Below are 20,044 nucleotides of genomic sequence, written 5' to 3'. Positions count from 1 at the left end.
CAAGCGTTGACCAACGCTGGTTGGCACACCATCGGACCGACTTCGGTCGGCCACCGGGGAGGCAGTCGTGCAGGACACGAAGACCGACACGGACGTCCTGGTCGTGGGCTCGGGCCCCACCGGCCTCCTGCTCGCCGGCGATCTCGCCGCCGCCGGCCTGCGGGTCACCCTCGTCGAGCGCCGCCCGCACGGCATCAGCAACATGACCCGCGCCTTCGGCGTCCACGCCCGCACCCTCGAACTGCTCGACGCCCGCGGCCTCGCCGACGCACTGGTGCGGACCGGCACCCCGGTCACCGGCCTGCGGTTGTTCCGCCGCCTGTCCCTCGACCTCGGCCGGCTCGCCTCGCGCTACCCGTACCTCCTCATCACCCCCCAGTACGAGGTCGAACGCCTCCTGGAGCGCCGCGCCCTGGCCGCCGGCGTGGACTTCCGGCACGCCACCCCATTGCGCGGCCTCCGCCAGGACGCCGATACGGTCACCGCCGAGCTCACCGATCCCGACGGGCGGCCCCTCACCCTCACCGCCGGCTACCTCGTCGGCTGCGACGGCGTACGCAGCGCCGTCCGCACCGAGCTGGGAATGCCCTTTCCCGGCGTCTCCGTCATCCGCTCCATCGTCCTCGCCGACGTCCGCCTCGCCCGGGAACCGGAGGGCCTCCTGAGCGTGAACGGCGTCGGGGACGCGTTCGCCTTCATCGCCCCCTTCGGCGACGGCTGGTACCGCGTCATGGGGTGGAACCGCGAGCGCCAGGTACCCGACAGCGAGCCCGTCGACCTCGACGAGGTCCGCGAGATCGCCCGTCGTGCCCTCGGCAGCGACTACGGCATGCACGACGCCCGCTGGATCTCCCGCTTCCACAGCGACGAGCGCCAGGCCCCCCGCTACCGCTGCGGGCGGGTCTTTCTCGCCGGCGACGCGGCCCACGTGCACTCACCCGCCGGCGGCCAGGGCATGAACACCGGCCTCCAGGACGCCGCCAACCTCTCGTGGAAGCTCGCCTCGGTCCTGCGCGGCGACGCCCCCGACCCCGAGGCGCTCCTCGACAGCTACCAGAGCGAGCGGCACCCCGTCGGCAAGAACGTGCTGCGCAGCAGCGGCGCGCTCGTCCGCCTCGCCATGGCGCACAACCCCCTGGAGCGGGCCGCCCGCGCCCTGGCCACCGGCCTGCTCAACAGCCTCGACCCCGCGTCCGACAAGGTCATGGGCATGCTCAGCGGTACAGGCCTCCGCTACGGAGCCGGAGCCGCCGCCCACCGCTCAGGAGGCCACCGCGCCCCCGACGCGGGCCTCGACCGCGGCCGGCTCTACGAACTGCTCCGCGAGGGCGACTTCGTCCTCGTCGCCCCCCGTGGCCGCGACGCCGCGACGATCGCCACCCCCAGGGTCCCGGGCAGGGTCACCACCGCCACCTGGACCGACCCGGCCCGCCACACCGCGACGCTGATCCGCCCCGACGGCTACGTCTACTGGGAGGGCGAGACACGGCCTACGGGGTGGCGGACGGCGGGGATGATTCGGCGGCGCGGCGGTATTCGGCGTTGATGCGCTGGGCCTCTTCGAGCTGGTCCTCAAGGATGATGATGCGGCAGGCGGCCTCGATGGGGGTGCCCTGGTCGACGAGTTCCCGGGCGCGTGCCGCGATGCGCAATTGGTAGCGGGAGTATCGACGGTGTCCGCCGGCGGAGCGCAGCGGAGTGATCAGCCGGGCTTCACCGATCGCGCGGAGGAAGCCTTGGGTGGTGCCGAGCATTTCGGCGGCGCGGCCCATCGTGTAGGCGGGGTAGTCGTCGTCGTCAAGACGGCCGAACGAGTCGTCTGCTGTCATTGCACCTCTCTCATGGAACGCATGGAGGGGCCCTGGTGCCGTACGGCACCAGGGCCCCGAAGGAACTACTACACCATCTGTCGGCCCTGATACCGCGCCGACCTCATGTTTCCGCCGACCCGGCCCAGTGGCTGCCGGGAATGCGGGGATCGCGGTTGCTTGACCGGAGACCACCTCGCTATCGATGTCCTGCGGTACCCGGGCTCGAACTTCCACCCGGGCGATCCTGATGGCGCCTTGCCCCTCCGATCTTCCTCGTTGATCAACTACAGGTGAAGCGGGACTGCGTACTGCTGGTACTGCCTACTACTGGTACTGCCTACTACTGGTACTGCCTACTACTGGTACTGCGTACTGCTGCTACTGCTCTTGGCGGCCCCTGATGACTGCGGGCCACCCGGTCCGGTCGTCAGTCCCGTCACCGTCCTGCGAAAACCTGGCTTCGGAACTCCACCACCGCACCGCTCTGCAAACTGCGATTACACGTACTGCTGCCCGGCAGTTCGTCTCTGCCGAGCCCTTGGATCTCTCTGGCTACGAGAGAAACCATAACCGCACCACTGCCCAATGTCTACCTTGGCCAGGATAGATTTTCGCGCGCCTTGGACTGAGCTAACTACCTGCGGTGAAGGAAGCATCGGGACGCGGAAGGGCCCGACCGGCTCGTGCCGGTCGGGCCCTCCAGTGCCATGCCTGTCGGTCAGGCGGTCACCGGTACGCCGAGCATCGCGGACGCCTGCTGGAGCGGGGTGAGAGCGCGCGGCGCCGCGGTGATCTCGGGCAGGCCGCGGCAGGTGAAGCCGAGCTGGGTCATGGCCCGGAGGACTTCGCCGGCGGTGAAGTCGCGTCGGTCCTGGCGCGTGATGACCTGGCCGACCTGCTTGACGGGGTAGGTGCGGCGGCCGACGATCACGGACGCGCCGGTGACCTGCTCGGGCTTGACGCCCTTCATCGATTCCAGGACGCCGCTCTTCGTCAGGTCGAACGGGAAGCGGGCGATGACACAGCGCATGATGCCTCACAAGGGGAAGGGACGGTCACGTCGGAGCTGCGGCGGTGCGGCGGTGCGGCGGTTCAGCGTGCGAGGGCGAGGGCGCCCGAAGGGCGGCCCCGTTCGCCGAGGACATCGCGCAGCCTGAGCCGGTCCGTGTACGTGGCGCCCTCATGGACGGCGGCGAGTTGGGCCCGGGTGACCAGCCCGGTGCACAGGTCGTCCTCGTCGCAGACGAGCAGATGATCCGTGCGGGCGCCGGCCATGACCGACAAGGCCACTTCGACGGTCATGTCGTCACAGACTTGTGGAACGGCCGGCTCCGCGGCGTCGACCACCATCCGGTGCGAGGGATTGCCATGTGCCGAGCGGTCCTGCATCTGGATCAACGTCACAACGTGCCTCCTGCAGAGGTGGGTCAGTTTCCTGATCAAGTGGTTCTCAGGCCGCCGCGTCGAAGGAGGACTGCCGCCCGTCCCCACGCCGGGCCGCCGAGCGGGGCCTGCGCCGACCGCGGGAGGCGTCGCCGCCCCGGGGCCGCTCGGTCACGGGTGCGGTGATGGTGACCGGGACCCCGGAGGGGTCCTGGGCGCCGGTGATGCGGCTCAGAGCCTCTTCACCCGAGTGGACCGAGGTGGTCTGCGGGGTGATCCCGGCCGCCGCCATCAGACGGGTCACCTCGCGGCGCTGGTTCGGGGTGACCAGGGTGACGACGCTGCCGGACTCGCCGGCGCGGGCGGTACGGCCGCCGCGGTGGAGGTAGTCCTTGGGGTCGGTCGGCGGGTCGATGTTCACGACGAGGTCGAGGTTGTCGACGTGGATGCCGCGCGCCGCCACGTTGGTCGCCACCAGCACGGTGACGTGGCCGGTCTTGAACTGGGCGAGCGTGCGGGTGCGCTGGGGCTGGGACTTCCCGCCGTGCAGCGCGGCGGCCCGCACGCCGCTGCTGAGCAGGTGCTCGGTCAGGTGGTCGACGGCGTGCTTGGTGTCCAGGAACATCATCACCCGGCCTTCGCGCGCGGCGATCCGCGTCGTCATCCGCTGCTTGTCGGCGCCGTGGACGTGCAGCACGTGGTGCTCCATCGTTGTCACCGCGCCGGCCGAGGGGTCCACCGAGTGCACGACCGGGTCGGTCAGGTAGCGCCGCACCAGCAGGTCGACATTGCGATCGAGGGTGGCGGAGAAGAGCATCCGCTGACCCTCGGGGCGCACCTGGTCGAGCAGAGCGGTGACCTGGGGCATGAAGCCCATGTCGGCCATCTGGTCGGCTTCGTCGAGGACGGTGATCGCGACCTGGTTCAGTCGGCAGTCACCGCGGTCGATGAGGTCCTTCAGTCGGCCCGGCGTGGCGACGACGACCTCCGCGCCCGCCCGCAGCGCGCCCGCCTGCCTGCCGATCGACATGCCGCCGACGACGGTGGTCAGACGCAGCCTCACGGAGCGGGCGTACGGAGCGAGGGCGTCGGTCACCTGCTGGGCCAGCTCGCGGGTGGGGACGAGGACGAGAGCCAGCGGTTGGCGGGGCTCGGCGCGCTGACCGGCCGTACGGGCCAGGAGGGCGAGGCCGAACGCCAGGGTCTTGCCGGAGCCGGTGCGGCCGCGGCCGAGGACGTCGCGGCCCGCGAGAGTGTTGGGCAGCGTGGCGCCCTGGATCGGGAAGGGCACGGTCACGCCCTGCGCGCCGAGGGCGGCCAGCAACGCTTGGGGCATGTCCAGGTCGGCGAAGACGTCGACCGCGGGCAGCGCGGGGGTGATCGTCTTGGGCAGGGCGAACTCGCCCTGGACCGCGGCGGGCCGGCGGCCGTAGCCGCCCGAACGGCTCGGACCTCCCGAACGGCTCGGCGTGGACGAGCCGAAGCGGCCGCCACGGGACGAACCGGCGCCGCCCGCGCCGAAAGAGGGGCCGCCGGTGCGGCCGCGGGTACGGGAGGAGCGCTCGTTCTTGCGTACGGGGTTCATTCAGAACCTTCCTTGACACGGCACGCGTCAGGGAACTCCCGCAGCGGAAAAGCGGCGCTGGGAATTACGAGAACGGGCCGAATTGAATGCGAAAGCGCAGCTGGTCTACGGGAAATCCGTACGGACCCGGGCGCTGAAACAGGCGGCGTCGCTACCCGGAATTCCGTGTGCCGCCGGAGAAACCACGTCGGGGAAATGCGTGCAGCTGGGGCCCGCACCCCGAGGGATGCGGGCCCCAGCTACGTATTGCGGCGGCGTCAGGCGGGAACGATGTTCTCGGCCGTCGGGCCCTTCTGGCCCTGCGCGATGTCGAAGGTCACCTTCTGGCCTTCGAGCAGCTCACGGAAGCCGCCGGCCGAGATGTTCGAGAAGTGGGCGAACACGTCGGCGCCGCCACCGTCCTGCTCGATGAAGCCGAAGCCCTTTGCCGCGTTGAACCACTTCACGGTGCCAGTAGCCATGTCATATCTCCTTGGGGCAGTGCACCGGAATCGTGGCACGCAGGTCGACTGAAAATACTCGAAGTTTTGGGTGCCAAAAACTGCAACCACGATCGACAGTAGCACGCCGGGGTGGCTTCTGTGGGCTGAATATTTCCACCTTATGCGTGGTGGTAGAAAGTCTCCGCGCGGGGTCGGTCAAATTCTCAGACCGCGGTCATAGATATGGCGGGGTCGTCCCGGCCCGCGGTGATCGGCGCCCGCCTGCCGGGCCGGCCCGACGCGACGGCGTAACCGGCTCTCACGCGAAGGCGGAGGCGAAGTACCGCAGCCACAGGTACAGGGCCGCGAGGGCGATGGTGACGGCGGCGACGACGAGGCCGTACTTGGTGAACTGCCAGAAGCCGATGGGCCGGCGGTTGCGTTCGGCGATGCCGAGGACGACGACGTTGGCGGAGGCGCCGATGGCGGTGGCGTTGCCGCCGAGGTCGGCGCCGAGGGCCAGGGCCCACCACAGGACGTGGTCGGGCTCGCCGCCCATGTCGGTGACCAGCTGATCGGTGATGGGCGCCATGGTGGCGACGTACGGGATGTTGTCGATCAGCCCGGAGAGTACGGCCGAGCCGCCGAGCAGCAGCATGGAGCCGCCGAGTTCGTCGCCGCCGATCGCGGCCGCGAGGGAGGACGCGAGGCTGCCGATGACGCCGGTCTCGATGAGGGCGCCGACCATGACGAAGAGCCCGGCGAAGAAGGCGAGCGTGGGCCACTCCACTTCGCCGAGGACCTCGCCGGTCTCGACCTTGGAGATCGCGATGAGCAGTCCGGCGCCGAGCAGGGCGACGACGCTGGGCTCGTGGTGCAGTACGGGATGCAGCACGAACCCGGCCACGACCAGAGTGAGGACGCCCAGCCCCTGCGCGAGCAGCCGCGGGTCGCTGATGGCCTCGCGTTCGCGCAGCTCCATCAGCTCGGCCGCATGCTTCTCGTCGTAGACGAAGGCGCCGGCGAACATCACCCGGCACAGGGCCAACAGGACGACGGTCAGGACCGCGCACAGGGGTGCGAGGTGGACGAGGAAGTCGTTGAAGGTGAGTCCGGCCCGGCTGGCGATGATGATGTTGGGCGGGTCGCCGACCAGGGTGGCCGTGCCGCCGATGTTCGAGGCGAAGACCTCGGCGATCAGGAACGGGGCGGCCGGCAGCCGCAGCCGGTCGCAGACGAGCAGGGTGACGGGGGCGACCAGCAGCACGGTGGTGACGTTGTCCAGCAGCGCGGACGCCACCGCCGTGATGAGGATCAGCATCGTCATCACCCGGAACGGGCGGGCCCTCGCTCTCTTCACCGACCAGATTGCCAGGTACTCGAAGAGGCCGGTCCGCTTGAGCACGCCGACGATCATCATCATGCCCATCAGCAGGAAGATGACGTTCCAGTCGATGCCCGTCTCATCCGAGTGGAAGGCGGCGGTGTCGTCGGTGGCCCCGATGGCCAGCATCAGTCCCGCGCCGCCGAGGGCCGCGGCGACGCGGTGGATCTTCTCGCTGATGATGAGGAAGTAGGCGCCGGCGAAGACGGCGACGGCGGCCCAGCCGTGCCAGTCGCTCACCCCTGGCCGCCCGCCGCGAGCAGGTGGCGCATGAGGCCCGCCGCCGTGACCACCCCGAGGAGCCGACCCTTCTCGCCGGTGGTGCCGCGTGCGATGACGGCGACGAGGGGGACGTGGGTACGGGCCATGGTGGCGGCGATCTGCATCGTGCCCGCGTCCGGGCCGACGTACGGCGGCTTGAAGGCGTGCTCGGGCAGCCACTCGGCCACCGTCTTGCCCGCCAGCCCCTCGGCGAGCGCGTCGGCGTGCCGGTCGTCGATGACGGCGGCGAGCAGCGGGTCCTCCATCACGTACTCGGGCACGAGCCGGCGCACCAGCTGGGAGCCGGGGACGGCGGCGTACGGGATGCCGTCGGCGTCCAGGACCAGCAGCGCGGGCAGGTTCCGCCCGGCCAGCAGCCGGACGGCGTCCACGGCCGCGTCGTCGGTGGTCACGTGCGGGTAGGGCTCGGCGAGGTCACGGGCCGGCATGGCTCTCCTCCGGGTCGGGTCACTGCGTCGGTGCGTCGGTACCGCTGTGAGCGATGATCGAGAAGGCGACGCGGACGGGACCCGGCGACACGACCGGCGCGAGCAGGTCTCCGCGGTTCAGCGGGTCGGGCCGAGCGGTTCACGAGGCGGCGGCTAGGGGGTCCTGGCGGCCGGGTGCAGCGGCGAGCGCGGGGACAGTGACCGGACCAGGGTCAGGGTGCTGAGGGCGAACATCACCACGCCCAGGGGGACGTGGAACGAGGGCACGTGCGCGACGCCCAGCGCGACCTGCGCCGAGGCGAGGAGCAGGAAGCCGGTGGCGTAGAGGACGGGGCGGGGGGATCCGCCGCCCGGACGCCAGGCCAGGATCGTGGCGAGCAGGTACAGCACGGCGGCCGCGTACATGACCTTCGATCCGACATCGTGCATCAGATATCCGTGGGACGAGTTCAGCAGCATGCCCGCGGTGACCGCCTGGAAGAGGAGGGTCAGGGTCTGCAGGGCTATCGCGGTCCGGAGGAAAGCGCTGCCGCGCGGCGCGGCGGGAGTCGTCCGTGCGGAAGTCGTCCGTGCGGAAGTCGTCTGTCTGGTCATGGCGGGGTTCCCTCTCGTTCGTGTGCGGGGTGTGCGGGGTCTCGGAGGTGACGCGGGTCGGCTTCTACGGGTCGAGGTCGCCGGCAGAGGCCCGTGCTGCGGGCGTTCGCAGGCTGCCGACCAGACACAGCACCGCACCGCACGCGATCCAGGTCAGCAGGACGATGACGGGCTGCGTCGCTCCGCGGCCGTCGAAAAAGGCCGTGGAACGCAGCAACTGGCCACCCGCCCCCGGTGGCAGCAGTCGGCCGAGCGCGCCGGACCAGCCGGGCAGCATCTCGGGTGCGGACGAGGCGCCGGACAGGGGATTGCCGATGAGCATCATGACGACGGCGCCGAGGCCGAAGCCCGCGTACCCGAGCAGTGACTCCAGCCCGATGATGCCGAGGGACGTGGCGGCGATGGCCAGGGCGATCGCGCCCGTGTTGGACAGGTGGGTACCGCTCGGGGAGCCGAGCCAGAACTGCAGGATCGCCGCCACGGCCAAGCCGCCGGTGATCGCGAAGGCGAGCGCCCCGGTGACCCGGCGTGCGGTGCCGCGTACGAGTCTGGTCAGCAGCAGCGCGGCGAGGAGGCCGCCCATGACCAGGGGCAGGGCTCCGGCGGCCAGGCCGGCGCCGCGCGGGTCGTCGGCCGGCAGGGCGACGAGGTCACGAAGAGGGGGCTCCTTGCCCGCGCCCTGCCCCTGCCCCTGGGCCTGCGCCTGACCGAGCCCGGCCGCGACGCCCTGCAGGGTCTGGGCGACCACCCCGCCGGCGGCCGAGGCGGTGATGACCCGCGGGGTGCCGGAGCTGACGTCTATCGCCCCGTACACCTCCCGGTCGCGGATCAACCGTTCGGCGGCCGTGGTGTCGGCGACCTCGGTGATCGCGAAGCCGTCCGGCAGACGTCGGTCGAGGGCGGCGCTGACCCGCTCGACCGCGGCGGGCGGCCCGGCGACGGCGATCGGCACGTCGTGTACGTGCGACCGCACCGACGGCCAGGGCGACGGCGGTGTGCCGGTTGCGCTCGGTAGCGGAGTACGCATGCCTCTCCTCGTCTCCTCGTCTCCTCGTCTCCTCGTCTCCTCGTCTCCTCGGCTGAAGCCTGATGGCGTCAGCGTTCAGCGCAGGGTCAGTGGGGTCTCGGAGGTGACGTGGGTCAGCTTCTCGGGGTTGCGGACGAAGTAGAGGCCGGTGATGCGGGCGTCCTCGACGCGGACGGCCAGGACGCCGTCGAGCTCGCCGCCCACGTGTACGGCGAGTGCGGGGCCGCCGTTGACCACCGTGGGTTCCCAGCTGATGGTGGCCTCGACCTGGGCGGAGCCGCCGAACCAGAAGCGGACGATCTTCTCGGCGCCGATGACCGGACGCAGCGCCGCCTTCTTGATGCCGCCGCCGTCGCTGAGCAGTACGACGTCGGGGGCGAGTACGTCCAGCAGGTCCTGCGGGTTCCCGGTCTCGATGGCGCGCCGGAAGGACTCCAGGGCCGCCCGGGTCTCGCTCGGGGAGGCCGTTCTGCGCGGGCGGCGGGCGCCGACGTGCCGGCGGGCGCGGTGCGCTATCTGCCGGACGGCGTCGGTGCTCTTGCCGATGGCCTCGGCGATCTCCTCGTAGCCGACCTCGAAGACCTCGCGCAGTACGAATACCGCCCGCTCGGTCGGGGAAAGGCTTTCGAGGACGAGCATCATCGCCATCGACATGCTCTCGGCGAGCTCGACGTCCTCGGCCACGTCCGGCGTCGTGATCAGCGGTTCGGGCAGCCACTGGCCGACGTACGCCTCGCGGCGGCGCTTCATGGCGCGCAGCCGGTTGAGTGCCTGCCGGGTGGTGATCCGTACGAGGTACGCCCGCTGGTCGCCCACCTGTTCCACATCGGCCCCCACCCAGCGCAGCCAGGTCTCCTGGAGGACGTCTTCGGCGTCGGCCGCCGATCCGAGCATTTCGTAGGCGACGGTGAAGAGCAGGTTGCGGTGGGCTACGAACGCCTCGGTCGCCGGGTCGGTGGTGTGGTCGGTCATCTCAGCCACGGGCGGCTTCTCCGCTTCCCACCGGGCGGATCATCGTCTTGTCGGTCGGCTCCGCCGCGTTGGACAGGCGGTGCGTGCGCGTGGGCAGGCCGAAGGTGGGGTGGGAGGTGGTCCACAGCGACAGGAAGAGGATGCCGGCCTTGATCCGTGCTGCGTTCCGGCCGCCCAGGTACTTGGGCTTGGCGTTCGCGCTGTGGTCGACCATCTGCAGAATGCCGTCGCGCCGCCCGAGGCTGATGTGGTTGCCGACGTACTCCAGCCCCGTGTGTTTGACCTCGCGGCCGGTCAGGCGGGCCACGATCGCGGCCGCGGCCTGCCGGCCGGTGTAACCGGCGGACGCGCAGGACATCGGCAGGGGAAGGCCGTTGTCGCCGGTGGTGTATGCGCTGTCGCCGACGGCGTAGACGCTCGGGTGCGAGAGCGAGCGCATGGTGCGGTCGACGACGACCCGACCGTCGTCGGTGACGTCGAGACCCGCGGCGGAGGCGATCGGGGCGACGGCGAACCCGGCCGCCCACACGGTCGCGTCGGACGGCAGGATCGTTCCGTCCGCGCACCGCACGCGCGCCGCCTCGACTGCTTCCACGCTGGTGTGCTCAAGGACGGTGATGCCGAGCCGATCGCACGCCCGACGCAGGTGATCACGGGCTCCGGCGGAAAGCGTGGTGCCCAGCTCGCCGCGGGCGATCAGGGTCACCGAAAGGCCGGGACGGAGTTCGGCGATCTCGGTGGCGGTCTCGATCCCGGTCAGCCCGTCGCCGACGACCACCACCTGCCCGCCCTCGCCCCGCACGTCCAGCCCGTCCAGGCGCTCACGCAGCCGCAGAGCGGCCGGCCGGCCGGCGACGTCGAAGGCGTACGCGGCCGCACCGGGCACGCCGTTGTCGGCCCCGTGGCTCCCGAGCGCGTAGACGAGCGTGTCGTAACCGACCTCCCCGTGACCGTCGGTTCCATCCACCGCGACGGTCCGACGCTCGGGGTCGACGGCGGTGACCCGGCCCAACCGCAGCCGGACGTCGGTTCCCGCGAAGACGTCGGTGAGCAGAGGCGCTTCGACCTGCCCGCCGGCCGCGAGCTGGTGCAACCGCAGCCGCTGCACGAAGTCCGGCTCGGCGTTCACGACGGTGATCTCGGCATCCGCCGGAGCCAGGCGCCGCGCCAGGGTTCCGGCCACATGGGACCCGGCATAGCCGGCGCCGAGGACGACGACACGGTGCTTCGTGCCACTCCTGTAGGACATGACTTCCTCCTCCGTCGCAAGGCGATCGACCTCAAGACACCGCACCCCCGCCCCCTGTGACAGCATGTGGCCCAGATCACATGCGACCTGCGAAGGCGGCCCTCTGGGCAACGACGAAGGCCCAGGTCGCTGACCTGGGCCTTCTCGCAAGAGCGGATGGCGGGAATCCAACCCGCGCCATAAGCTTGGAAATCACCCGGTACCTGGGTGTGTGCGGGGGTTCTGACCTGCGGAAAGGTTCGTGCATGGCTGGGTGCGGGGCCGCTGACGGCCCGGTACCGGATCGGAGGGCCGGTCAGCGGGTGGTGTAGCCGCCGTTGAGGAACAGGGTCTGGCCGTTGGCCCACCAGCCGTCGGTCAGCATGTGGCGGACCCAGGGCACGATGTCCTCGATCTTCGTCAGGTCTCCGTTCATGGCGGAGGACTTGTGGTAGGCGACGGAGTCGTCGTCCTCGGCGGGGTAGAAGAACGAGGTGTCCATCGGGCCGGGCGCGATGTTGTTGACGGAGATGTTCCGGCCGAACAATTCCTTGGAGAGGGCGCGGGTGAAGTGCTCGACCGGTGCCTTGCTGCCGGCGTAGGAGGAGTACAGGCCGGTGTAGGCGGCCAGCAGCGAGGTGACGATCGTGATGATCTTCCCGCCGTCCTCCATCCGGCGAGCGGCCTCGCGCATCACGAAGAACGCGGCCTTGGAGTTGACCGCGAACATGCGGTCGTACTCCTCCTCGGTGATCTCGGTGAGCGGCTTCTTGAGGACCATGCCGGCGGTGTTGATGCTGTAGTCCAGCTTCCCGTACCGGTTGAGGACCTCGTCGAAGACTCGCTCTACCTCGGGGACCCGGGTCAGGTCGGCCTGGATCGTGAATGCCTCGCCAGGGCCGCCGTTGATCTTCTCGGCCAAGGACTCGGCCTCGGCGCGGGAGGAGTCGCTGTTGTAGTGCACCGCGACGAGGGCGCCCTCGTCGCCGAGGGTGGTGCTGATCAGCCCGCCGAGGTTGCGGGATGCGCCGCCGACGAAGGCGACCTTGCCGGTGAGCGTCTTGTCCGGGGTTGTGACCATGACACAGCCTCCTGAGAAAGGAACGACTTCCACGGCACGCCCCCCGGTCCACGTGACGGGAGCACGTGCCTCACGCAGGATGCGCGGTACGTGCGGGGTCGTTCTCGAACATTCGCGTCACCTCTTGAACAATCCGCCCATCCGACTCCGTCTTTCACCCGTCCGGCGTCACGCTCACCGCAGGCGGCAACGCGCAGCGTGATCAGCCGTGCCCATCTGAAGTGCGTCACCAGCAGGTCGTTCACACCGGACGGTCCGCGGATCTCAGATGGAACGCCGACGGTGCCCCCCCCGCAAGGCCCGGTTCCACGCCGGCGAAGCCCTGGTCCACCCGGCCGGCTACGCCTCGCGGCCACGCCGGCAGGATGACCCTGACGGTCTCGACAGGGGGCTCCGGCTCACGTCGTGTGCGCCGTCCGGCGGCAGTCGAAGGCGAGAGGGAGCAGTGTCACAGGGCTTCCCGGTGACAGTCGGCTCGGGTCCGGCGCGTTTCGTGGCCGTGCCGGTGCCGGCGAGGGTGCGTTACGGCGTAGACCTACGGGCCGAGCCCCGATCAACGGAATCGAACCCGCGCTACAAGCTTGGGAATCACGGCCGCCTTGGCGGCCCGCGTGCCCTCTGAACCGGTGTTTCTTGCCGTCGGAGGTGCTGTTCGCGGGTGTTTCCGGCGCCTGACGCAAGCGGTGCGTGATCAGGCGGTCGGCGCGGGCGCGATCTCGGCGATCAGGTTCTCGACCAGCTGCTTGATCTCGTCGCGGATGGGGCGGACGGCCTCGACGCCCTGTCCGGCCGGGTCTTCGAGCTTCCAGTCGAGGTAGCGCTTGCCGGGGAAGACGGGGCACGTGTCGCCGCAACCCATGGTGATGCAGACGTCGGACGCCTGGACGGCCTCGACGGTGAGGATCTTCGGGGTCTCGGCGGACATGTCGATGCCGACCTCGCGCATGGCCTCGACGGCGGCCGGGTTCACCGAGTCGGCGGGCGCGGAGCCGGCCGAGCGGACCTCGACGCGGTCGCCGGCGAGGTGGGTCAGCCAGGCGGCGGCCATCTGGGAGCGGCCGGCGTTGTGGACGCAGACGAACAGCACGGAGGGCTTGGACACGGCGGGTCTCTTCTCGCAGGCAGGGCGGGAACGCATCAGCGGGCGATGGCGTCAGCCATCGCTGATGTGAAAGTATCAGTCCATGATGACGTCAGTCGACACTGATCTGATCCGGGTTCTGGCCGACCCGCTCAGGCTCCAGATCGTGACCCTCCTCGCCAAGGAGACGCTCTGCACCACCCACCTCGTGGAGGAGACGGGTGCCAAGCAGACCAACCTCTCCAACCACATGAAGGTGCTGCGCGAGGCCGGGGTCGTCGATACGGAGCCATGCGGGCGGTACGTCTACTACCGCCTGCGCCCGGAAGTCATCGAAGTCCTCGCCGGTCAGTTCGCCGACCTCGCCCAGACCGCGCGTGCCACCGCCGAAGCGAACCTCAAGCGGTCCTGCCCATAGCCTTCCGCGCTTTGCCTCACCTGCCCGAGGAGAACCTGCCTTGACCGCCACCGAGCCCGTCGCGAGCGACGCCATGGCTGTCGCCGACACGTCGCCGCAGCCCGCGCCCGGCGCGACCCCGCCCCGCACTCCGCTGATCGCCCGAGCCGCCGCCGAGCTCGTCGGTACGGCCGCCCTGGTGGCGATCGTGGTGGGCTCCGGCATCCAGGCCACCGAGCTGACCCAGGACGTGGCCCTTCAGCTGCTGGCCAACTCCACGGCGACCGTCTTCGGCCTCGGCGTCCTCATCGCGCTCCTCGGCCCGGTCTCCGGCGCCCACTTCAACCCGGCCGTCACGCTGGCCGAGTGGTGGACCGCCCGACGCGGCGGCGCCGGAGTCACCGCCCGCGAGCTGGCCGTGTACGTGCCCTCCCAGATCGCCGGCGCCATCGCGGGCGCGATCCTGGCGGACGCGATGTTCGGCGAGCCCCTGGTGAAGTGGTCCACGCACGATCGCTCGGCGGGAAACCTGCTCCTCGGCGAGGTCGTCGCCACCGCCGGTCTGATCCTGCTGATCTTCGGCCTGGCCCGCACCGACCGGCTCCGCTTCGCGCCGGTCGCGGTCGCCTCCTACATCGGTGCGGCGTACTGGTTCACCTCGTCCACCTCCTTCGCCAACCCGGCGGTGACGATCGGCCGTGCCTTCACCGACACCTTCGCCGGCATCGCCCCCGCGTCCGTCCCGGCGTTCATCGGCATGCAGCTCGTAGGCGTCGTGGTGGGTCTGGCGCTGGTGGCGGTCATCTTCATGCGGGGCAAGCCGTCCGCATGACGCAGCGCACGGATGTGGCGGTGATCGGCGGCGGCCAGTCAGGACTCGCCGCCGGCTACCACCTGCGCCGCCTGGGCCTCGAGTTCGTCATCCTCGATGCCCAGACGGCGCCCGGTGGGGCCTGGCAGCACACCTGGGACTCCCTCCACCTGTTCTCCCCAGCGGCCTACTCGTCTCTGCCCGGCCGCCTCATGCCCCTGCAGGAGGGCGAGGTCTACCCGGACGCGGGGCACGTCGTCTCGTACCTGGCCGACTACGAGAAGCGGTACGAGCTGCCCGTACAGCGGGGAGTGTGGGTGGACGCCGTCCACCGCGACGGCCCGTTCCTGCGCGTCGAGACCGACAACGGAGCCTGGCAGGCCCGCGCCGTCATCAGTGCCACCGGCACGTGGACGCGGCCGTTCCTGCCTGCAGTCCCTGGCCGCCGAGAATTCGCCGGCCGCCGGCTCCACACCGTCCAGTACCGCAGCCCGGCCGAGTTCGCCGGGCAGCGCGTCATCGTCGTCGGAGGCGGCAACTCGGGCGCCCAGATCGCCGCCGACCTCGCCGGCGCCGCTGAGCTGACGTGGGTGACCCAGCGCCCGCCGCGCTATCTGGCCGACGACATCGACGGCCGCGCCCTCTTCGACCACGCGACCGCCCGCCGCCGCGCCCTCGACGAAGGCCGCACCGACACCGGCGGAGTGGCCTCGCTCGGCGACATCGTCGCCGTCCCGCCCGTACGAGCGGCCAGGGATGCTGGACTGCTCACCGCTGCCCCGATGTTCAGCCGCCTCACGGAGGATGGCGTCGCTTGGGCCGACGGCAAGACCGCCCACGCCGACGCGATCATCTGGTGCACCGGCTTCCGCCCCGCCCTCGCGCACTTCGCGTCCCTGCGCCTGCGCGGCGCCCGCGGTCACATCGCCACCGAAGGCACCCGCGCCGTGGACGAGCCTCGCCTGCACCTGCTCGGCTACGGCGACTGGACCGGCCCCGCCTCGGCCACCCTCATCGGCGTCGGCCGCCCGGCTCGCGACGCGGCCCGCGAGATCGCGGTCCTCCTGGCGGATGCTGCGGCATGACCCGAGACGTCAGCGGGTTCCGGTCAGGGTGAGCTGTCGGTGGTGGAAGTCGAAGTGCCGGGTCGCCGCGTTCAGGAGCCGGGCGAAGGCGCCGCCGACGCCTCGCGGCAGCCGTGCGAAGACGCGCATCAGGATCAGCAGGGGTCGCATCAGGATGTATCCGAAGAGCATGTGGAAGAGCAGCTGTTCGTTGTTCCAGCGGGTTCCCTCGGTGGGCCGGTGCAGTTCGGCCTCGGTTGCCGTGTCGAGCAGCAGGTGGAAGGCCGTACGGGCCCGCTCCAGCTCCTCAAGGAGCACCTGGCGGTCCACCGCCGGCTCGCCCGTCATGCGGTCCACCCGCTCTTCCTCATCTGCGGCCTCCGGTCATCGGCCGCCTGCCCAGGATGCCCGGAGGCCCGGCTCGGCGGCGTAGGACCGACGGTCAGGTGATCGTCGGGCTGCGCCGCTCCAGGAGGACGACGTCGCGCCATGTGCCGTGGTGGCGGCCGATGCGTTCGCGGGTGCCGATGATCCGGAACCCGGCTCGCTCGTGGAGGGCGAGGCTGGCGGTGTTCTCGGGGAAGATGCCGGACTGGATCGTCCAGATGCCCGCTGCTTCGGTGGAGGCGATCAGCGCGTTCAGGAGGGCTCCGGCGACGCCCTGGCCCCGGGCCCCGGGGTGGACGTACACCGAGTGCTCGACCACTCCCGCGTACGCGCAGCGGTCGGAGACGGCGCTCGCGGCGACCCAGCCCAGGACCTTGCCGTCCTCGCCGAGGGCGGCGAAGCGGTGGCCGGGGAGCTTGGCCGCGTCGAAGGCCTCCCACGTGGGTGCGGCGGTCTCGAAGGTGGCGTTGCCCTCGTCGATTCCGGCCTGGTAGATCTCCAGGACCTGCTCGGCGTGGGCGGGCAGCAGCGGTGCGATGCGCATGCCGGTCACGCCCCGGCGGCGGTGGCCAGCAGGGCGCCCATGGCGGCGAGCACGGACGGCTCGACCCGGTAGTAGACCCAGGTCCCGCGCCGCTCGGAGGACAGCAGTCCCGCCTCCTTCAGCTTCTTCAGGTGGTGCGAGACGGTCGGCTGCGAGACGCCCACGTCGGAGATGTCGCAGACGCACGCCTCTCCTCCCGCGTGGGAGGCGACCAGCGAGAACAGGCGCAGGCGCACCGGGTCTCCGAGGGCCTTGAACATCTTCGCGGCGCTCTCGGCCTCCGCCGCACTCAGCGGGCGCTCGTTCAGCGGCGGACAGCACGGCGCGACCGCCGTGTCCGGCTCCAGCAGGGGCAGCACCTTCGTGTTCGACATGCGTCTATGTTGACATGTATCGAATCAATTGGGGAGCCAGGGCCCCACTCGTCACCCCATTTCGATGAATGTCTATGTTGACGCTTGTCGATGTAGGTGTCATGCTGAGATCCGTCGGACATCGACAAACGTCGAAACAAAGGGGAATCGTCGTGAACGCCACCGCCAACGGCCAGCTGCCCGTCGTGGTCATCGGTGCCGGGCCCGTGGGCCTGGCCGCCGCCGCCCACCTCGTCGAGCGGGGCCTTACGCCCCTGGTCCTGGAGGCGGGCCCGAGCGCGGGCACCGCGACCCGCGACTGGGCCCACGTACGACTGTTCTCCACCTGGGCCGAGGTGACCGACCCGGCCGCCGAAAAGCTCCTCGCCCCGACCGGCTGGACCGTCCCTGACGGCGCCACGTACCCGACCGGCGGTGACTGGGCCGAGAAGTACCTCCAGCCCCTGGCGGACGTACTCGGCGAGCAGCGGGTCCGCTACGGCGCGACGGTCACCGGCGTCTCCCGCGCCGGCCGCGACCGCGTAGTGGACGCCGACCGCGACACCCAGCCCTTCACCGTCCACCTCACCACGGCGGACGGCCGCGAGGAGCGGATCTTCGCCTCCGCCGTGATCGACGCCTCCGGTACCTGGTCCACCCCGAGCCCGCTCGGTGGCGACGGCCTGGCCGCACTCGGCGAGAAGACCGCAGCCGACCGGATCTCCTACCGCGTCCCCGACCTCAAGGACCCGGCCCAGCGCGCCCGGTACGCGGGCAAGCGCACCGCCGTCGTCGGCTCCGGCGCCTCCGCCTTCACCGCCCTCGCCTACCTCGCCGACCTCGCCAAGGACGAGCCCGGCACCCACGCCGTCTGGATCCTGCGCCGTGGCATCAGCGGCTCCACCTTCGGCGGCGGCGAAGCCGACCAGCTGCCCGCCCGTGGCGCCCTCGGCCTGGCGGCCAAGGCCGCCGTCGACAACGGGTACGCCGACGCCGTCACCGGCTTCCGCACCGAGGCCGTCGAGCGGGACGCGGCCGGCCGCCTGGTGCTCGTCGGTGAGGACGGCCGCCGCCTCGCACCGGTCGACGAGGTCATCGGCCTCACCGGCTTCCGCCCCGACCTCACCTTCCTGGACGAGCTCCGCCTCGGCCTCGACGAGCGCCTCCAGGCCCCCACCGAGCTGGCCCCGCTGATCGACCCCAACCAGCACTCCTGCGGAACGGTCTACCCGCACGGGGTGAACGAGCTCTCCCACCCGGAGAAGGGCGTCTACCTCGTCGGCATGAAGTCCTACGGTCGCGCCCCGACCTTCCTCGCCATGACCGGCTACGAGCAGGTCCGCTCCATCGCCGCCGCCCTCGCCGGCGACCGGGAAGCCGCCGAACGCGTCGAACTCACCCTCCCCGAGACCGGAGTCTGCGGCGGCGCCGGCCTCTTCGACGAGCCCGAGGCGGCCGAGGCCGGCGGCGGTGGCTGCTGCGCCGCGCCCGCCACGACCGGGATCCAGATCGGCGTCGGCGCCCCGGCCTCTTCCGGCGGCTGCTGACCGAGACCGTGCCGCAAACCCAGGCCGACGAGGCCGCGACCGGAGCAGGGGACCGGTCGCGGCCTCGCGCCGTGCTTCCCGCACTGTGCGCCACCCAGATCACCAGCTGGGGCGTCGTCTACTACGCCTTCCCCGTCCTCAACCCCGAGATCACCGCAGACACCGGCTGGTCCCCGATCGCGACCACCGCAGCCTTCTCCCTGGCCCTGGTCGTCTCGGGCCTGGCCGGAATCCCCATCGGCCGCATGCTCGACACCCGAGGCCCCCGCGCGGTCATGACCGGCGGCTCCATCCTCGCCACCGTCGCCCTCGCGGCGGTGGCGTACGCGCCCAACCTCTACGTGTTCGCCGCTGCCTGGGCCCTGGCCGGCATCTCCATGGCGGCGACCTTCTACCATCCCGCCTTCGCCGCGCTCACCCGCTGGTGGGGAGAGGACCGGATCCGCGCCCTGACCATCGTCACGCTCGCCGGCGGCCTCGCCTCCACCGTCTTCGCGCCCCTGACCGCGGTGCTCGCCGAACACCTCTCCTGGCGCACCACCTACCTCGTGCTCGCCGCGATCCTGGCCGCCATCACCATCCCGGCCCACGCCTTCGCCCTCAAGTCACCGTGGCCGCCGGCCCCCTCGCCGCAGCACGCGCACCTCGAAGGCGGAGCGGCATCCATCGCCCGCAGCCGCCCGTTCCTCATGCTGACAGCGGCGCTCACCCTGTCCGGCTTCGCCATGTACTCCGTCGTCATGGGCCTCGTCCCGCTCCTCACGGAACGAGGAGCCTCAACCACCCAGGCAGCCTGGGCACTCGGACTCGGCGGCGCCGGCCAGACCCTCGGCCGCACCCTCTACGCCGCCCTCGCCCGCCGTACCACCGTCACCACCCGCACCACGGCACTCCTCGCCGCAGGCAGCGCCACCACCGCAGCACTGGCCCTCGTACCCGGCCCGCTCACGGCCCTCACCCTCATCGCCGTCGCCGCCGGCCTGATCCGGGGCAACCTCACCCTCCTCCAGGCCACCGCCGTCACCGACCGCTGGGGCACCACCCACTACGGCCGCCTCTCGGCCCTCCTCGGCGCCCCCGCCACGATCACCGCAGCCCTCGCCCCCTTCGCGGGCGCCGCCCTCGCAGGCCCCCTGGGCGGCTACCCCTCGCTCTTCCTGCTCCTGGCCGCCCTGTCGGGGGCGGCAGCACTACTCACCCTCGGCGCTCGACCGTCATCAAGAAGCCCCGCCGGGTAGCCCAAGGGTGCGTGCGCTGCCCGCCTCAGGCGGCGTGGAGGGTCGTCGGCGAACGACTGCCCGAGCCCTGGGTGGTCGGCTTCTGCCGTGCCGCCGGCCCATGTTCGGAGACCAAGACGCTCAAGCCTGGTGGCGGGAGCACTCAACGCACAGTGGCCCGCCGTGACTGCCGCGACACCCCACGCACGTCGTGGCGCAACCACGTGGACGTCGATGTGATCGGCGAGATCGACACCGGGGAGAAGCCGATGAACCAGGCTGAAGTGAACTGCCGAGTGTACTGAGAGGCGCTGTCGGCCCCCTCCAGGGGCAGGCCGTTGAAGTCGATCTGCAGGGGAGAGCGACATGTCGGAGCAGGATGCCACCGCGCAACCGGGCGTTGCGCCCACCGCTCGTCCCACCGCGGGAACCATGTGGCCGACTCC

General features: G+C 71.0%; 21 protein-coding genes and 1 pseudogene. 6 read left to right on the top strand and 16 right to left on the bottom strand.

The genetic code is table 11. The annotated features are described in order from the left end of the window. The first annotated feature begins 67 nt into the window (after positions 1–67). Positions 68–1,546: an FAD-dependent monooxygenase gene (locus M4D82_RS16270; RefSeq protein WP_249766743.1), complete on the top strand. Its 1,479-nt coding sequence runs from the start codon at positions 68–70 to the stop codon at positions 1,544–1,546. Here the strand turns inward: M4D82_RS16270 and M4D82_RS16265 are convergent. The 13 genes and pseudogenes from M4D82_RS16265 to M4D82_RS16205 form a co-directional block, all read right to left on the bottom strand. After that, positions 1,491–1,829, bottom strand: a complete 339-nt coding sequence (locus M4D82_RS16265; protein WP_249766742.1) for a MerR family transcriptional regulator — start codon at positions 1,827–1,829, stop codon at positions 1,491–1,493. The genes M4D82_RS16270 and M4D82_RS16265 overlap by 56 nt on opposite strands. Positions 1,830–2,529: 700 nt before the next feature. Then, the gene (locus M4D82_RS16260; protein ID WP_249766741.1) at positions 2,530–2,841 is read right to left on the bottom strand and encodes an SCO5918 family protein; all 312 of its coding nucleotides are present in this window, start codon (positions 2,839–2,841) and stop codon (positions 2,530–2,532) included. Positions 2,842–2,936: 95 nt separating this feature from the next. Further along, positions 2,937–3,215 (bottom strand): annotated as a pseudogene (locus M4D82_RS16255) (CBS domain-containing protein); the annotation flags it as partial. A gap of 46 nt (positions 3,216–3,261) precedes the next feature. Continuing rightward, positions 3,262–4,779 (bottom strand): DEAD/DEAH box helicase, encoded by a 1,518-nt coding sequence (locus M4D82_RS16250; RefSeq protein ID WP_249766739.1) that lies wholly within the window; start codon positions 4,777–4,779, stop codon positions 3,262–3,264. 257 nt (positions 4,780–5,036) lie between these two features. Next, a complete protein-coding gene (locus M4D82_RS16245; protein ID WP_249766738.1) occupies positions 5,037–5,240 on the bottom strand; it encodes a cold-shock protein in 204 nt (67 codons plus the stop codon). A 280-nt stretch (positions 5,241–5,520) separates the two neighbouring features. Next, entirely contained in the window at positions 5,521–6,825 is a 1,305-nt protein-coding gene (locus M4D82_RS16240) for an ArsB/NhaD family transporter (RefSeq protein ID WP_249766737.1), read from the bottom strand. Beyond that, positions 6,822–7,295 carry a CBS domain-containing protein gene (locus tag M4D82_RS16235; protein ID WP_249766736.1) on the bottom strand — a complete coding sequence of 158 codons (474 nt, stop codon included), beginning with the start codon at positions 7,293–7,295 and terminating at the stop codon, positions 6,822–6,824. The genes M4D82_RS16240 and M4D82_RS16235 overlap by 4 nt, the downstream gene beginning before the upstream one ends. 153 nt (positions 7,296–7,448) lie before the next feature. Continuing rightward, complete coding sequence (locus tag M4D82_RS16230) at positions 7,449–7,889, bottom strand: hypothetical protein (RefSeq protein WP_249766735.1); 441 nt, start codon at positions 7,887–7,889, stop codon at positions 7,449–7,451. A 64-nt stretch (positions 7,890–7,953) separates the two neighbouring features. After that, positions 7,954–8,841 (bottom strand): hypothetical protein, encoded by an 888-nt coding sequence (locus M4D82_RS16225; RefSeq protein ID WP_249766734.1) that lies wholly within the window; start codon positions 8,839–8,841, stop codon positions 7,954–7,956. Positions 8,842–8,991: 150 nt separating this feature from the next. Further along, positions 8,992–9,888, bottom strand: coding sequence for an RNA polymerase sigma-70 factor (locus M4D82_RS16220; RefSeq protein ID WP_249771856.1), 897 nt, complete (start codon positions 9,886–9,888; stop codon positions 8,992–8,994). Between the two features lies 1 nt (position 9,889). Further along, positions 9,890–11,137: an NAD(P)/FAD-dependent oxidoreductase gene (locus tag M4D82_RS16215; protein ID WP_249766733.1), complete on the bottom strand. Its 1,248-nt coding sequence runs from the start codon at positions 11,135–11,137 to the stop codon at positions 9,890–9,892. A gap of 295 nt (positions 11,138–11,432) precedes the next feature. Beyond that, the gene (locus tag M4D82_RS16210; protein WP_249766732.1) at positions 11,433–12,197 is read right to left on the bottom strand and encodes an SDR family oxidoreductase; all 765 of its coding nucleotides are present in this window, start codon (positions 12,195–12,197) and stop codon (positions 11,433–11,435) included. 691 nt (positions 12,198–12,888) lie between these two features. Then, positions 12,889–13,299 carry an arsenate reductase ArsC gene (locus M4D82_RS16205; RefSeq protein WP_502988941.1) on the bottom strand — a complete coding sequence of 137 codons (411 nt, stop codon included), beginning with the start codon at positions 13,297–13,299 and terminating at the stop codon, positions 12,889–12,891. An 82-nt stretch (positions 13,300–13,381) separates the two neighbouring features. On the opposite strand from M4D82_RS16205, the gene M4D82_RS16200 reads away from it, so the two are divergent. Genes M4D82_RS16200 through M4D82_RS16190 form a run of 3 tightly spaced genes read left to right on the top strand, consistent with a single transcriptional unit; the run spans position 13,382 to position 15,571 of the window. Continuing rightward, positions 13,382–13,696: an ArsR/SmtB family transcription factor gene (locus tag M4D82_RS16200; RefSeq protein ID WP_249766730.1), complete on the top strand. Its 315-nt coding sequence runs from the start codon at positions 13,382–13,384 to the stop codon at positions 13,694–13,696. 40 nt (positions 13,697–13,736) lie between these two features. Then, a complete protein-coding gene (locus tag M4D82_RS16195) occupies positions 13,737–14,507 on the top strand; it encodes an aquaporin (protein ID WP_249766729.1) in 771 nt (256 codons plus the stop codon). Further along, positions 14,504–15,571, top strand: coding sequence for an ArsO family NAD(P)H-dependent flavin-containing monooxygenase (locus M4D82_RS16190; RefSeq protein ID WP_249766728.1), 1,068 nt, complete (start codon positions 14,504–14,506; stop codon positions 15,569–15,571). Before M4D82_RS16195 ends, M4D82_RS16190 begins: the two co-directional genes overlap by 4 nt. Before the next feature lie 9 nt (positions 15,572–15,580). On the opposite strand, the gene M4D82_RS16185 is transcribed toward M4D82_RS16190, so the two are convergent. The 3 genes from M4D82_RS16185 to M4D82_RS16175 form a co-directional block, all read right to left on the bottom strand. Further along, positions 15,581–15,907, bottom strand: a complete 327-nt coding sequence (locus M4D82_RS16185) for a hypothetical protein (RefSeq protein ID WP_249766727.1) — start codon at positions 15,905–15,907, stop codon at positions 15,581–15,583. Between the two features lie 85 nt (positions 15,908–15,992). Beyond that, positions 15,993–16,481, bottom strand: coding sequence for a GNAT family N-acetyltransferase (locus M4D82_RS16180; RefSeq protein WP_249766726.1), 489 nt, complete (start codon positions 16,479–16,481; stop codon positions 15,993–15,995). Between the two features lie 5 nt (positions 16,482–16,486). After that, positions 16,487–16,855, bottom strand: coding sequence for an ArsR/SmtB family transcription factor (locus M4D82_RS16175; protein ID WP_249766725.1), 369 nt, complete (start codon positions 16,853–16,855; stop codon positions 16,487–16,489). A gap of 152 nt (positions 16,856–17,007) precedes the next feature. On the opposite strand from M4D82_RS16175, the gene M4D82_RS16165 reads away from it, so the two are divergent. Then, positions 17,008–18,381 (top strand): FAD-dependent oxidoreductase, encoded by a 1,374-nt coding sequence (locus tag M4D82_RS16165; RefSeq protein WP_283844480.1) that lies wholly within the window; start codon positions 17,008–17,010, stop codon positions 18,379–18,381. A gap of 71 nt (positions 18,382–18,452) precedes the next feature. Beyond that, complete coding sequence (locus tag M4D82_RS16160) at positions 18,453–19,619, top strand: MFS transporter (protein ID WP_502988940.1); 1,167 nt, start codon at positions 18,453–18,455, stop codon at positions 19,617–19,619. Positions 19,620–20,044: the final 425 nt, after the last annotated feature.

Source organism: Streptomyces sp. RerS4 (genome assembly GCF_023515955.1).
Lineage (GTDB): Bacteria > Actinomycetota > Actinomycetes > Streptomycetales > Streptomycetaceae > Streptomyces.
This window is presented reverse-complemented; position numbering and strand designations above follow the sequence as displayed.